Genomic DNA, 13,910 nt, shown 5'->3' with positions numbered 1-13,910 from the left:
AATCCTCAGAAATAAGGTCAACGACGCACATCCATTGAGTTTCCGGCAATCTCAAGACCTGGATCAATGGTACGTATCATGGGGTTGATCCGAAATACCTCCAGACTTATTTCGACGAATTTACATTTCGATTCAATCGCCGAAAAACACCCATGGCCGCTTTTCAAACACTTTTGGGGATCGCTACTCAAAAAGCTCCGCAAACATTGACCGATTTGAAGAATTCTTAGTCAAATGCATAGGCATGATCATTTGTTACCTACTCGAATTTATGTGAGAGAGAATGGATTATTTGGGGTAGGTTCAGATCAATCCCTTGCGGATGGCCGCAGCGACGGCGGCTGTTGTGTTGGGAACCTGAAGTTTTTTATAAATGATTTCAGAATATTGGGTGATGGTTCTGTAGCTCAGGTTGAGTTTGTCTGCGACCTCCTTTTTGATGTAACCCATTGCCAAAAGCTCCAGAACTTGGCGTTCCCGTTTTGTCAATGGATTCTTTTTCGGGAAATCTGTTGAATCGAGGGCGTTCAGTACAAGCCGCGAAAGCTGAGGGTCAATAACGCAACCGCCTTCGTAGACTTCCCTGATGGCATTTCGGATATCTGCGATAGATGATCGTTTTAAGATATAGCCGGCTGCTCCAAGCCGAATGGCTTCCAGAGTCGCGAGATAGTCATCGTTTTGGGTCAGGACCAGGATGCCTGTGTCCGGGTAGTTTTGTCGCAGGATCGGAGCAAGCATAAGGCCGCTCTTCCCCGGCAATTGCAGGTCGAGCAGAATGATGTCTGTTCGGATCAGCTCATCGCCGTACATATTGTCCATGCACTCTTCCGCGCTGCGATATATTACCGAGCAGGACAAGCCTTCGCTGATGAGCAACATTTTTTCCAACGATACAGCATAATTTTTATTATCTTCTATTATAGCTATGCGGATTGTTTCGGCCATCTCAGTACTCTTTTAGGTATGGTTAGTATGATTCGGGAGCCTTGCTCCGGTTTTGTCTCAACAATCATGGTTGCATTCAGACGTTCGGCCCGGCTTTCAAGGTGCCGTAACGGGAGGCGGTTTTCAGGAATACCCTGGCCGTTGTCGGAAACTGTAAGTATGATTTTTGAATCGATCAGCTGGGTTTCGATTTCCACCCGGTCTGCTTCTGCATGTTTGATGACATTGTTAAGCGCTTCTTTGACAAAGAACAATAAGTCCCATTTTTGTGTGGGATTGAGTTTGTTCAATGGACGGTGGGAATCGTCGAATATGCATTCGAAATCCATGGTTCCCAGAATCTGAAGTGCGGCGGCTTTTATGTGACCGCGAATTTTGATGCCGTTTTGTCGTTCTTCCAGAAAGCGGATAAATTGCTGGGTCTGGGCTGCTGTTTGCTGGGATGTCTGTGTGATGTCGTCCAGCAGACTGCTAAGCATTTCGTCATCTGTTGGGGCAAGTTCCTTTACCAGTTCTGACGAATGCGAAATACTGCTGAGGTTTGCACCGACCTCATCGTGCAGGTCGCAGGCAATCTGTTCGCGCATGTGTGCAGCGCGTCGCAGTGTCAACAGGCGAACCAGCCAAATCATGAGTATCAGAAACACAATAAATACAATCGTAGCGGCGGCAATCACTTTCCGATGGATTCGCTCCCGTGCCAGTGCACCATTAAGTTCGGCCTGCAATGTCGTGTGCAGGCGTTGTAATTCAATTTTTAGAGGGTACTGTTCCACCCATTGGCGGAGCGGAATAATGGTTCCTTCGGTAACCAATCCATCGGTTAGAAAAATCGGATGGCTTGGCCTTTCCTTCCATTGATTAAGAAGCGTCTGTTGCGGTATGAGGCCGTGCGTTAATGGTTGCCCCTTATGCAGAAGTTCGAACTCATCTAAGCCGATCGGAATAGTTTTCTGGTTCGAGAATCCGGGGATCGGGTCTGACAACGTTAAACGAAAATATCGCCCTTTTGCGGGGGGGAGCGTGTGCATGAACGGGCCGGCACGCGGAACCCGGTTTTTTCCCGTTGTTTGAAAGAGAGTGCGCGGAGATGGGTCGTGGGGGGTTCCCAGTAGTTCAAGATGAATTTTTGAGGGGAACCCGAAGCCTTTGAATGGAGGAAGGGTATAGGAAATGGCTGAACTGGTCGGCCAAAGCCTGAGTTCATCAACCTGCTGTACAGTTCCCAGATCGTACAAAAGGGTGACCTTTTTCGCCGTGGCAATGAAGTCGCGAGTTTGATTCTCTAGCTTTTGGTCGGTGGGGGAAAATAACGAAAATCCATCCACCAGATATTCCGGGCTCCAAATGTTTTTATTAAATTTAAATTTAGGGGCGGTCACTTTTGCGTTCAGCGCAATATTTTTATTGTTCTCGAAAATAAACACTTCGCTGAATGCAATCTCATAGTTGACCCACGTTCTCTCTTTGTTCAGCGGTGCACGGGTCGTGGTGATCCGAATGGCTGTGGTTGGTTTTGCGTTATGCACAGGGAAAATCTGAGGCTCAATGCCTTTCAATAGATAGTCTGCATTACGGTGGTCTATAATGATTTCTGAAGAACCATCTGGAAGTATTCGTTCAATGAAAAACTGTAGAGGGAACCCCAGTGGATAGAGTTTGTTGCCATCCTCTGTGTGAGCTGCAGGCATTAGAGCGATCATGTCCACCTGATTTGTCCCAGGGAATTCTATGTCGATCGTTACCTGCTCATCTTCGGATGAAAGAGATGTGGTGAGAAATCCCATCGTCCAGGGAGTGACACTGGGAAATGAGGTCGGGAGCTGGTCAATTTCCAGATTAATTTCCGCGATTTGATTTTTGATCTCGCTGGAGGATTCGCTGTTCGATGCGTAGACGCTTCCGTGTGGCAACAGGAATGCGATTCCTATCGCAAAGAATACTCCCTTGCTCCGATATTTTATTACTGAAACTGACAGATCACTATTCATGTTGAACCACTCATCGGTTACCTGAAGAAAGTATCTTTTTTATGGGATTCTGTAAAACGTTCCATCCCCTGTTTTTTTACCGTATTGCGGAATTTAGCATTTTGAATGATAAATTGAACTTATGCGCATCTAAAGGCGATTCTTCTTGGAGGATCATCTCGGAACACCCGCATATAAATAGAAGGCAGGGGCCGATTCCGGTCCCGGAAAAAAGGTATGTGCCTGTTTGTGATGAAACGATCTGAAAGGGACCCATGTTTTATAAAATTCTGAGTGTGTTACTTTTTGCTGCAACCGTTGTTGCGGGAGCGGATCGTCCGAATGTGATTCTTATTTTTGCGGATGATTTAGGGCCAGGGATGCTGGGGTGTTACGGACAGAAGATTGTTCAAACACCGCATATTGACCGTTTAGCCGCCGAAGGCATGAAGTTTAACAACTATTACGGCGGTGTTTTTTGTGCACCATCCCGCTGGACGCTGTTAACGGGTATGCACGACGGACGTATTGGCGGGTGGGGCCATAACCGTGGCGGATTGCCGATTTTACGAGATGCCGGAAAAATTTCAGAGGAAGAATATCAGAGACAGCTTACCGAGCTTAAATCCAAGACGCATCCCATTGCTCCAAACGAGGTGTTTCTCGCGCAGTTGGTACAAAAGGCGGGGTATAAAACTGCGCAGTTCGGAAAGTTGGATCGAGGTTTTTTGACCTGGCATGAACGCGTGAAACGCTTGGGTTGGGATTTTTATGAAGGGTATTATGACCATACCCGTTGCCATGGTTTTTATCCGCCATATCTCTGGCGTAACGGGGAACGTTTTGAGCTTGAGGGCAATACAATGCCGGACTGTGGAAAAACAAGTGAAGCAGGAGATGAACCAATCGGTTATGGCGGTAAGACCTATTCTCAAAATGTGTTTATTGATGGAATTCTGAACTATCTTCGTGAGCATAAGGATGAGCCGTTTTTCCTGTATCATCCAACTCAGCTTCCCCATGGCCCTGTTGCTATTCCGGAGTTGCATCCGGATTTTGCGGATGACCCCGGACTTTCATTGGCAGAGAAAAAATATGCATCGATGGTAAAGATGCTCGACGATCACGTGGGACTGATCATGGCTGAGTTAAAGGCTTTGGGTATCGATCAGAATACATTGGTTGTCTTCACCTCCGACAACGGACATGAGCTCTATTACGGCCCCAAAAAGGAGTACAGCAAACAGCTGCTTCCGAACGGAGAGAAGGCAAACCTGACTGATCGAAAATGGCGCACGTCGGAATGTGGCGATGTTTTTGACGGAGCCGGTGGACGAGCCGGGCTGAAACGCAGTGGTTATCAAGGCGGTATGCAGTGTCCTTTGATTGCCCGTTGGCCGGGCCGCGTTGTGCAGGGAAAAGAAACCAGTCTGCTTTCAGCGCATTATGATTTTATGGCCACGCTGGCTGACGTGGTTGGCGTAGAGCTTCCTGAGGGGAAGGATGGGGTATCCTATCTGCCGACACTGCTGGGGCTGCCGCAGAAAGAGACCCATGACTATGTAATCGTGAATAACCAAAGGACCACGATGGGCAGCAGTGCTGTGATTGATCGCGATGGCTGGAAGCTGGTTGAGATTGGTAAGAAGCGCGACGGGTATCAGCTATACAACATTTTGAATGACAATGCGGAACGCCATAATCTGGAAAGTCAGTATCCCGAAAAAGTCAAATACCTGACGGGTATACTAACGCGGGAATTGGATTCGGAACGGCCGGATCTCTGATTGAATACATGGGAAAATTTAGATGTATATAAAGAATGTTAGCATGGCGATGAGTGTTGTCGTCGCTTGTACAATCCTTCCTGAGGGGTTCGGCCAGGTTGTGGCGCGGAGCCGACCGGCGGAATGGGACGGATTGGTGTATGGCGGGCAGTTTAAGGATCTGTTTGAACCGATGCCTGTTCGACAGACGCTGACCAGTCATACCTGGGGAGGGGAAAATGTAACGCCTCGTGACGTCAGCAACGGTATTGAAGATCCGGATTGGGCCTATTGGTGCGGAGATCCTTACCGAGATGAGAATGGGCTTTCCCATCTCTATACGGCGCGCTGGCCGGAATCACATAAGAATGGCCATATGGGTTATTTTGATTCGCGGGTTGTTCATGCGGTCGCAGAAGATCCTTTGGGGCCTTATCGAGTCGTCGGGGATGTGGGCTGGGGGCATAATCCAGACCTGTATCAAAGCCGCCCGGGCGAGTATGTGATCTATTGCACTCGTTCCGCCTTCTACCGTTCGAAAAGTCTCTTTGGTCCGTGGAAACCCGATGCCTATAATTTTGACAACCGCGAACGCTATTACTTTCCGCGTTATGTCAATTTTTCACCCATTTCACGGGATGATGGTTCCATGATTGCTGTTTCGCGCCACGGGTACATGTGGGTGAGTCGGGATGGGTTGCGTGACTGGTACGAAGTTAGTGAGGAGTCGGTCTATCCAAAGGTGGACGGGAATTTCGAGGATCCGGTCATGTGGAAAGACGATGTTCAGTATCACATCATCGTTAACGATTGGAAGGGCCGTATCGCCTATTATCTGCGCTCGCTGGACGGGTTCCGATGGGTGGCAGAACCTGGTGAGGCTTATGGCCCCGGCATTTCCCGTTATGAGGACGGCACCGTGAATGACTGGTATAAATACGAGCGCTTACGCTTTCTTCAAGACGAACATGGCCGTCCAACACATGCGCACTTTGCCGTCATTGATTGCGATAAACATTCCGATAAAGCGAATGATAACCACAACTCCAAGATGATTATCATGCCGATGACGGTTGCGCGCCTGCTTGAGATTCAGAACGCTGATTCGGTCTCTACCGGTACGAATGATATTCGCGTTAAAATTAAGGCGGAAGACGACTTTGATCCGCATACGGACATTGACCTTGCATCCCTGCGTTTTGGTGCTTCGTCGGAGGTCAACTATGGTCGTGGTGCCCAACTCTTGAAGACGGAGAAGGCCGGTAAGGATTTGATGCTGGTTTTCGCTGGCAGGGACTGTGGCTTTTCTGCTGAAAACTTTGCGTGCAAACTGATGGGTAGAAGCAAGGGCGACAAGCTTCTTTTCGGGTGGGCCCGGTTGCCGGGCAAGGAGCATCTGGTTGCGCACTTATCGGCCCTTTCGCCTACATTTGAATACACCGACCGAGGCATGGATGCCTTTGTGGAGGTTAAAAACTTCGGCGAAGTTTTTTCTGACCCTTCAGTCGCGAAAATCATCGTTAGAGAAAACGGTAAAGAGGTTGAGATCGGCACCCAGCAAATTCGTCCGCTCGATCCTTTTGAAAAGACTGTTATCCGGATTGACTGCAACGAGAAATTCGCTCCTGACAGTCAGCATGATATCACTGTGTTGCTCGTATCTCCTGATGTAAAGCCGGTTGCATTTACGAAAAACTTCAGGTTCTGAAGCCGCCGACAGGCATTGAACCTAAAAGGAATATTAATGATTCATTTTACAAAACAAATTTGGTGGTCGTTGCTGGTGTTTGCTATGAGCATCATAACGGCAGAGGCCGTTTACAAAGAGACCATGGATCCGAAAGGCATTCAGCTGAATGTTCAGACTGATTGTGGTCTCAGTGGCAAGGGAGAGGCCATTGATAGTGAAAAACTGCAACAGGCTATTGATGAGCTGGCAGGGAAGGGCGGAGGTGTCCTGATTTTTCCTGAGGGGATTTATCTGCTGGGTCGTGTCCGGTGTCGGTCAAATGTCCATCTGGTTTTTGATGCCAAAGCAGTTCTTAAGGCTGATTTGAGCAGGAGTCAGGGAAAGGGCATAAATTTGTTTAGCCTTGGGCTTCCTGGAGAGCGAATAACTAATGTCAGTCTACGAAGCAAGGGAGGAAGAGTCCGGGTTGAACTCGCCACTTCTGAAAAAGTGATCAAAGCCAGCTTTGTGGTGTGCTTTGGTGTGGAGAATTTTCTGATCGAAGGTTTTGATATTTATGACGAGCAGAGCGACGGTGCTTGTGTCAGTTTTGGTTTTGATTCTGATGGGAATGTGTCGGCCATGCCTGTTAACGGAACCGTTCGCAACCTAACGGCATACAACTGTAGGTATGGTTACGGTTTGGTTCAAACCAGCGCTGCAAGATTCGTTCACTTTGAGAATCTGCATGGAGTGGGCGGGTGCACTCTGAGACTGGAAGTTCCGCATGGCCCCACGGATAACATGGAATACAGAGGTGTGTGGGATATTACCGCCAGGAATATCAGCTGCCAGGATGGGCACTGCGCCGTTATTCTTGGGCCTCATTTTACGAAGAATGGAGTTGTCAAAATTTATGATGTGCGATCTGAAAGCTGCGCATTTGCCGTGAAGGTAGGTCATGGATATGTTGGATCCAGGCATGAAGGAAACCCGAATTTAAAGCCCGGATCTTTTGCGCCCGGCACATGGGTGAAAAACATACATGCAGTTTATGGGGTGAATGCACAGCTTCATACGAAAGATGCGGTTTTACTTCCTGAAGAGCGTCTTCATTTATTTCAACCCAAAACCGAAAAGGGTGGCTTGGTTGGGCGCGGGCCTTCCGTTTCCGCAGTTTTGAATATGGGAGGGTATGCCAAAATTGAAAATGTGACCTGCGAGGGGTTTGGCAACAAAGTCGATCCAGTAATCACGAAAGAGAATACCGTTACCCAGAAACCCTACAGATTGTTTTCTGGAAAAAATAAAAAGGTAAATGGATGAGAAAAATATTTTTTTTGGTAACCATGGGAATGGTGGCTGCAACCCTGGCTTCAAGCTACGAACCGACTTGGGAGTCGTTGAAGAACTATGAAGCTCCTGAATGGTATGAAGATGCCAAATTGGGCTTCTGGGTTCATTGGGGCGTTTATTCGGTGCCGGCTTTCATGGGGGATCATGCAGGGGAATGGTACGGACGCTGGATGTACTGCAAAGAAGGACAAAGCAGTCGCCACGATCAAGCATTAGCCACACACCAGCATCATCTTGAAACCTATGGAGATCCTGCAGTCTTCGGCTACAAGGATTTTATCCCGATGTTTAAGGCGGAAAACTTTAATGCCGACGAATGGGCTGATTTATGTGTGATGGGCGGTGCCAAATTTTTTACGATGATGGGAGCGCACCATGATTCTTTTTGCCTGTGGGATACGAAACTTTCGAAATGGAATTCAGTTAATATGGGTCCTAAGCGCGACCTCGTTGGAGAGATCGAAAAGGCGGTTCGAAGAAAAGGACTGAAGTTTGGGGTGTCTAATCATACGGCTTGGAACTACTGTTTTTTTCAATGGAATCACATTAACGGCTATGACGCCAAAGATCCGGCCTATGAAGATCTGTACGGAACGCCGATCGTTCCTGACGGACTGGATGAAGTAAGAGTACGTCCGGAAGAACAGGAAGGGAAGGGGCGGGGTCAATGGTTCGACCGTTCGCGTAACCTGATCCAGCCGAGTGAGCGCGATCTGAACCGATGGCTGGCACGCACCAAAGAGCTCGCCGACATGTATCAACCGGATCTTTACTATTTTGACTGGGGGTTCCGTCCTTCTGTATGGGAATCCCGTCGGTTGGAATTCGGTGCGCATTATTACAATAAAGCGATGGAGTGGGGCAAAGGAACCTTCGGAGCTCCTGACGTGGTCATCAATGCTAAAGGAACGCAGTTTAAGCCGGGAACAGCCGTGCGCGATTTTGAGCGCGGCGGCATGGATAAGATCGCCGATATGGTCTGGCAGACGGATGACTGTGTATATAACGATCATAACTGGGGCTATGTGCCGGGGGTTGCCATCAAGCCAACCAATCAAATCATTGATCAGTTGATGGATATTATCAGCAAACGGGGGGTGCTGATGCTTTCCTTCGCACCTAAAGCCGACGGAATCTTTCCGGATGATCAGAAAGCGATGATGCGCGAACTGGGGGAATGGCTTAAAATTAACGGAGAAGCGGTCTATGCAACCCGACCGTATGAGGTATTCGGAGAGCTCGGTTCGCAGTGGATGGAGAAGGATGAACACGGCCGAAAGAAGATGATCGCCACTGCGGATGATATTCGTTTTACACGGAACAAATCCAATACAGTACTGTATGCAACGATGCTCAAATGGCCGGGCGAAAAGGTGGTTCTGAAAACATTCAAGGAAGTGGATTTGTCGGGAGTGAGCTCTGTCCGCCTTCTGGGTGCCGAAGGCGACCTTTCATGGCAGCCGACCGAAGCCGGCCTGGAGATACAGCTGGCCAGAAAGCCTTCCTATGGAATGGCCTTTCCGATTCGCATTGAATTTGAACAACAGATTGCCGCTCCGGCGGGGAAATAAAGATTAAGGGAAATAATATGATTAATAAAATAACGGCTCTCATTCTTGTCGCTGGGTCCATTTCCGGGCTCGCTTTTGCTGATGGATCCAATGAGCAGGAACCTTATAAATTTGAAAATAATGTTGAATCACTCAAACATTATAAATGCCCGGAATGGTTTCGGGATGCCAAGTTCGGCATCTATTTGCATTGGGGGGTTTATTCCGTGCCGGAACGCGGAGAGTGGTATCCACGATATCTCTATATAGAGACGGGAAGTCAGTATAGATATCACGTGAAAACCTATGGACATCCTTCCGAATTCGGCTATAAGGATTTTATTCCGATGTGGCATGCTGAAAACTTCGATCCGGATGCTCTGGTTGGTCTCTTTAAGCAGGCTGGCGCAAAATATTTCACGCCCTGTGCGGTTCATCACGATAACTTCGATTTGTGGGATTCCAAATATCATGAATGGAATTCGGTCAAAATGGGTCCCAAAAAAGACCTCACCAAAATGTGGCGGGATGCAACCCTGAAGGCCGGGCTGCGCTTTGGCGTAACGACCCATCTTTCGCGTAGTTACAGTTGGTTTAATACTTCGAATCAGGCGGACACCAAAGGCCCTATGAAGGGGATCCCCTATGATGCAGCACAGGGAAAAGGAAGCGGTTTCTACCCAGCGAACGATGGCCAGAGTATTTCTCAAAGTGCTCCGAAAAACCCGCCGGTTGAATGGCGCGAAAACTGGAAAAAGCGAATGACCCAGCTTATCGATGATTACGAGCCGGATCATTTTTACTTTGATTGCGCGGTTCCATTTCTTGGAGATGATGAGAGTAGAACCGGAATGGACGTTATTGCTCATTATTATAATAAGCGACCTGAGGGCGTGATGTGTATTAAAGCCCGCAAAGGACAAGGGCTCTACGTTGACGGTATTGCCACCCTTGATTTCGAGCGCCATAAATCCGATGACGTGCTGGTGGATGCCTGGCAGACCGATGACTCTATTGGCCCTTGGGGGTATAAAGCCGGAGCCAAATATGTGGAGTCTGGTTTGGTGATTGATAAAATCGTCGATATTGTCAGCAAAAACGGGAATATGCTGCTGAATATTCCCATCAAAGCGGATGGATCGTTGGATGACCAAGCTACCCAATTATTGAAAGATGTCGGACATTGGTTCGATGTGAATGGTGAGGCCATTTACGCAACTCGTCCGTGGGTTATCAGTGGTGTAGGTGATACCGATATGGATCATAAAGCACAAATATCTCCCATGACCTGCGAAGACATCCGCTTTACCCGAAACAAGGAAAACACGGTTTTATATGCCACGGTGTTGGATTGGCCGGGCAGCAAGCTCGTGCTTAAAACATTGGAGGGAACCGATCTAAGTGATGTGAGGTCCATTCGGCTGCTTGGTGTGGACGGCGAATTGAAATGGACTCAGAGCGCCAATGGTCTGCAAATCAACATGCCGTCAGAGCCAGCCTGTGAATATGCTTATTCCGTTCGCATTGAGTTTAACAAGAGCATTGTTGCTCCAAACGCAAGGTAGGTTTTGTTATGTATGTAGGACGCATTTTAAAGGCAGTGTCGCTGGGAGTGCTGTTGGCCGGAGGGGTATATGGAGCAGCGTCTCAATCGAAGCCGAACATTGTATTGTTTTTTGTCGATGATCTGGGCTGGGCGGATTGCAACTATCGAAATTCGACGATATTTGAAACGCCCAATATAGATGCGCTTGCAAGAGGCGGTATCGATTTTGAACAGGCTTATATTGCCAGCCCGTGCTGCAGTGCGAGTCGTGCAACGCTTCTGACCGGTAAACATCCGGCGCGTCTGAAGATGGTGCGCCACACCTATGGGAGTTCTAAGGTGGCTAAACCGATCTACGATGAAAATGGACGGGCAAGCCATCATCTTTGGCTGTCGGATCCTGCACAGTTCCCGAGCAAGAACTGGGTCGATCTGGACCAGGTAACATATGCGGAAGCATTGAAAGAACTGGGTTATTATAATCTCTTCCTGGGGAAGTGGCATGTTGGCCATGAAGAACATCATCCGGTTAAGCAGGGATTCGACCGCCAGATCGGCACGACGAATCAAGGCAATCCATCGAACTATTATCCGGATTATTTTAACACTTCCGATGTGTTTTCGAATGAAAAGGAACAATACCTGACGGATAAGCTGACTGATGAGGCGGTGGACTTTATTAAGGGGTATGATAAATCGCAACCCTTCATGATGTCGTTTTGGTATTATAACGTGCACACCCCGCACATTGGACGAAAAGATTTAGTTAAGCATTTTAAGGCAAAGGGGCTGGCCGGAAAACAGGCGGAGTATGCTGCGATGGTGGCTTCGGTGGATGAGTCGATTGGTCGTGTTCGTGAAGCTTTGCAGGAAAAGGAGATTGATCAGGAGACGATCGTTATCCTTCTTTCTGATCAAGGGGGGTATTTTGAAAACCCTCCATTTCATGGAAACAAGCACAACGATACGCTGTATGAAGGCGGGGCCCGAGTCCCTTTCTTTTTCAACTGGCCCGGTGTAACTAAGGTTGGAGCGGTGAACTCCAGTGTTGTGCAGTCGACGGATCTGTTCCCGACGCTGGTTGAGATTGCAGGTGGCGATATTTCAAAATATGCAGAACTGGATGGCGTTTCATTGGTTTCGACGATACGCGGAAACTGTGAACTCAATCGCGGTGCGCCTGTGTACGGTTATCGTGCTTATGAGGATCTCTATCTCTCTGTACGCGAAGGCGATTGGAAGCTGTTGGCGTACCGCAGTGGAATCGTGAAGCTTTATAACATTGCCGAGGATATCCGAGAACAGAACGACCTTGCATCTTCGCGGTCTGACATAGTGAATAAGCTGAAGAAGAAAGCCGTTCTATGGGAACATGAGATGGGCGTTCAGCAATATTCCGGGTTGAAGTGAACGGGGCTGTGCCTGTTAGCAATTTATGAGAGATTCTGGAGAGCCGTTTTTCCAAACAACAGGGCCTGGCAGTTCAAAGCTAAGTGCAAAAAACATTAACGATGAGTAATGTATGAATAAGTTTGGTTTTTTAACGGGGTTTTTGGTGTCGGCATCGATTTGTCTCGGAGCAGAGCTGGCCCCGGAGTTGTTGCAGCGTGTGAGTGAAGATCCGCACGTCGTTGCCTGTCGCGAAAACCGGGAAAAGATCGCGGATGATTTGCACCGGCCACTTTACCATTATTCTTCCCCGTTAGGGAGAATTCATGATCCGAATGGATTTTGTCAGTGGCAGGGGCGCTACCATCTCTTCTATCAGTACATGGATGCTGATCCCAAAACCAAGGGCATCTGCTGGGGACACACCTACAGCGATGATCTACTGCACTGGAAAGATCTTCCTGTCGCTTTGAAACCGACGATTGAGAGCAGTGTGTACAGTGGACAGACTTTGGTTGAAGAAGACCGTGTGATTGCTATTTGGCATGGAAAGGGAGTCGGGAGCATGATTGCTACTTCAACGGATCCCCTGCTGCTGAACTGGGAGTACAATTCGAACAATCCGGTTATCCCCAGTAAGAAAGAACTAAGGCAAGGGCCTTATCAGGTTTTCGACCCTTGTATCTGGAAGCAGGATGACGGTTATTACTATGCGCTTAGCGGATCCTATAAAGACGGGAGAGTTGGGAAGGACTGTACGGGTGAAGTTCATGCGTTCCGGTCAAAAGATCTCTCCGAGTGGAAATGGCTCGGGGATATGTTTACAGACAGCGAATTGTCGGAACCCGGTGAAGATATGGTGGTGCCGAATTTTTGGCCGATCGGCAACGGTAAGCACATGCTGCTCTGTTTCAGTCATAAAAGGGCGGGACACGGCTACGTGGGCACCTACGATCCCCAAGCGGTAAAATTCAAGCCGGATTATCTCTTTCGGGCCAACCACGGGGCGAAAGCAACCCGGAAGGGGGGATTACGATCGATAAATTCAAGCGTGCACGCTCCGTCGGCAACCGTAGACAGCCTGGGTCGATATATTGCGTTTTTCAACATGTGTGATTACAAGGGGGAAGAGGGCTGGTCAGGCATAATGACGCTGCCCCGTATCTATTCTCTGGCCGAAGACAATTCCCTGCGTATTCGTCCGGTTGAGGAATTGGAAAAACTGCGTTTTGACCATAAGCAAGAGAACGCCATGAAGATTACGGCGGATAAAGAAGTAAAGCTCTCGGGCATTGCTGGCCAGGCGATGGAAATCGCTGCCGTTATTCGTCCGGGGGAGGCGAAAGAAGTTGGTCTGAAGGTGTTGCAGTCTGCGGACGGCAGCGAGTATACGCTTATTCGTTTCGCAGACAGCACGCTTACGGTAGAGAACAAACATCCGCTCATGGACAAAAGGCTTAACCCCCAGCCGGAACCGGGACCGCTCACGCTGGATGAAAACGAACCCCTGAAACTTCGGATTTTCATCGATCACAGTGTAGTGGAAGTATTTGCCAATGAACGTCAGTGTTGCAGTCTACGGGTCTATCCGACTCAGGAGAATGCACGCAACGTATCACTTTACAGCAAGGGAGGGGATGCCGAGCTGACCCGCCTCGATGCTTGGCAGATGCGTTCCGTCTGGCCGGAACTGAAATTCAAGGAAGGAAAGTGATC

9 protein-coding genes and 1 pseudogene are annotated in these 13,910 nt (G+C 48.6%); 8 read left to right on the top strand and 2 right to left on the bottom strand.

Annotated elements, in window-relative coordinates; all coding sequences use genetic code 11:
• Nucleotides 1–38: 38 nt before the first annotated feature.
• A pseudogene (locus SCARR_RS06730) lies at nt 39–230 on the top strand (transposase); the annotation flags it as partial.
• A gap of 73 nt (nt 231–303) precedes the next feature.
• Here the strand turns inward: SCARR_RS06730 and SCARR_RS06725 are convergent.
• Both SCARR_RS06725 and SCARR_RS06720 read right to left on the bottom strand, forming a co-directional pair.
• On the bottom strand, nt 304–948 hold the full coding sequence (locus tag SCARR_RS06725; RefSeq protein ID WP_136060735.1) for a response regulator transcription factor: 645 nt from the start codon (nt 946–948) through the stop codon (nt 304–306).
• On the bottom strand, nt 927–2,939 hold the full coding sequence (locus tag SCARR_RS06720) for a sensor histidine kinase (protein ID WP_136060734.1): 2,013 nt from the start codon (nt 2,937–2,939) through the stop codon (nt 927–929). Before SCARR_RS06720 ends, SCARR_RS06725 begins: the two co-directional genes overlap by 22 nt.
• Before the next feature lie 254 nt (nt 2,940–3,193).
• Between SCARR_RS06720 and SCARR_RS06715 the strand changes: the two genes are divergently transcribed.
• From SCARR_RS06715 to SCARR_RS06685, 7 genes are all read left to right on the top strand, one after another.
• Complete coding sequence (locus SCARR_RS06715) at nt 3,194–4,705, top strand: arylsulfatase (protein ID WP_136060733.1); 1,512 nt, start codon at nt 3,194–3,196, stop codon at nt 4,703–4,705.
• Nucleotides 4,706–4,727: 22 nt separating this feature from the next.
• On the top strand, nt 4,728–6,392 hold the full coding sequence (locus SCARR_RS06710; protein WP_136060732.1) for a glycoside hydrolase family protein: 1,665 nt from the start codon (nt 4,728–4,730) through the stop codon (nt 6,390–6,392).
• Between the two features lie 36 nt (nt 6,393–6,428).
• Nucleotides 6,429–7,679 (top strand): hypothetical protein, encoded by a 1,251-nt coding sequence (locus SCARR_RS06705; protein ID WP_136060731.1) that lies wholly within the window; start codon nt 6,429–6,431, stop codon nt 7,677–7,679.
• Nucleotides 7,676–9,280, top strand: coding sequence for an alpha-L-fucosidase (locus SCARR_RS06700; protein WP_136060730.1), 1,605 nt, complete (start codon nt 7,676–7,678; stop codon nt 9,278–9,280). The genes SCARR_RS06705 and SCARR_RS06700 overlap by 4 nt, the downstream gene beginning before the upstream one ends.
• Nucleotides 9,281–9,297: 17 nt before the next feature.
• On the top strand, nt 9,298–10,824 hold the full coding sequence (locus tag SCARR_RS06695) for an alpha-L-fucosidase (RefSeq protein ID WP_136060729.1): 1,527 nt from the start codon (nt 9,298–9,300) through the stop codon (nt 10,822–10,824).
• Between the two features lie 8 nt (nt 10,825–10,832).
• A complete protein-coding gene (locus SCARR_RS06690) occupies nt 10,833–12,215 on the top strand; it encodes a sulfatase (RefSeq protein WP_136060728.1) in 1,383 nt (460 codons plus the stop codon).
• Between the two features lie 112 nt (nt 12,216–12,327).
• Nucleotides 12,328–13,908: a glycoside hydrolase family 32 protein gene (locus SCARR_RS06685; RefSeq protein WP_136060727.1), complete on the top strand. Its 1,581-nt coding sequence runs from the start codon at nt 12,328–12,330 to the stop codon at nt 13,906–13,908.
• Nucleotides 13,909–13,910: the final 2 nt, after the last annotated feature.

It is taken from the genome of Pontiella sulfatireligans (assembly GCF_900890705.1).
Taxonomy (GTDB): domain Bacteria; phylum Verrucomicrobiota; class Kiritimatiellia; order Kiritimatiellales; family Pontiellaceae; genus Pontiella; species Pontiella sulfatireligans.
This window is presented reverse-complemented; position numbering and strand designations above follow the sequence as displayed.

Bases quoted from the DNA above. Each gene is read 5' to 3' on its own strand.
- SCARR_RS06715 (WP_136060733.1), top strand. From the start codon at position 3,194: ATGTTTTATAAAATTCTGAGTGTGTTACTTTTTGCTGCAACCGTTGTT.
- SCARR_RS06725 (WP_136060735.1), bottom strand. From the start codon at position 948: ATGGCCGAAACAATCCGCATAGCTATAATAGAAGATAATAAAAATTAT.
- SCARR_RS06710 (WP_136060732.1), top strand. From the start codon at position 4,728: ATGTATATAAAGAATGTTAGCATGGCGATGAGTGTTGTCGTCGCTTGT.
- SCARR_RS06695 (WP_136060729.1), top strand. From the start codon at position 9,298: ATGATTAATAAAATAACGGCTCTCATTCTTGTCGCTGGGTCCATTTCC.
- SCARR_RS06690 (WP_136060728.1), top strand. From the start codon at position 10,833: ATGTATGTAGGACGCATTTTAAAGGCAGTGTCGCTGGGAGTGCTGTTG.
- SCARR_RS06720 (WP_136060734.1), bottom strand. From the start codon at position 2,939: ATGAATAGTGATCTGTCAGTTTCAGTAATAAAATATCGGAGCAAGGGA.
- SCARR_RS06700 (WP_136060730.1), top strand. From the start codon at position 7,676: ATGAGAAAAATATTTTTTTTGGTAACCATGGGAATGGTGGCTGCAACC.
- SCARR_RS06705 (WP_136060731.1), top strand. From the start codon at position 6,429: ATGATTCATTTTACAAAACAAATTTGGTGGTCGTTGCTGGTGTTTGCT.
- SCARR_RS06685 (WP_136060727.1), top strand. From the start codon at position 12,328: ATGAATAAGTTTGGTTTTTTAACGGGGTTTTTGGTGTCGGCATCGATT.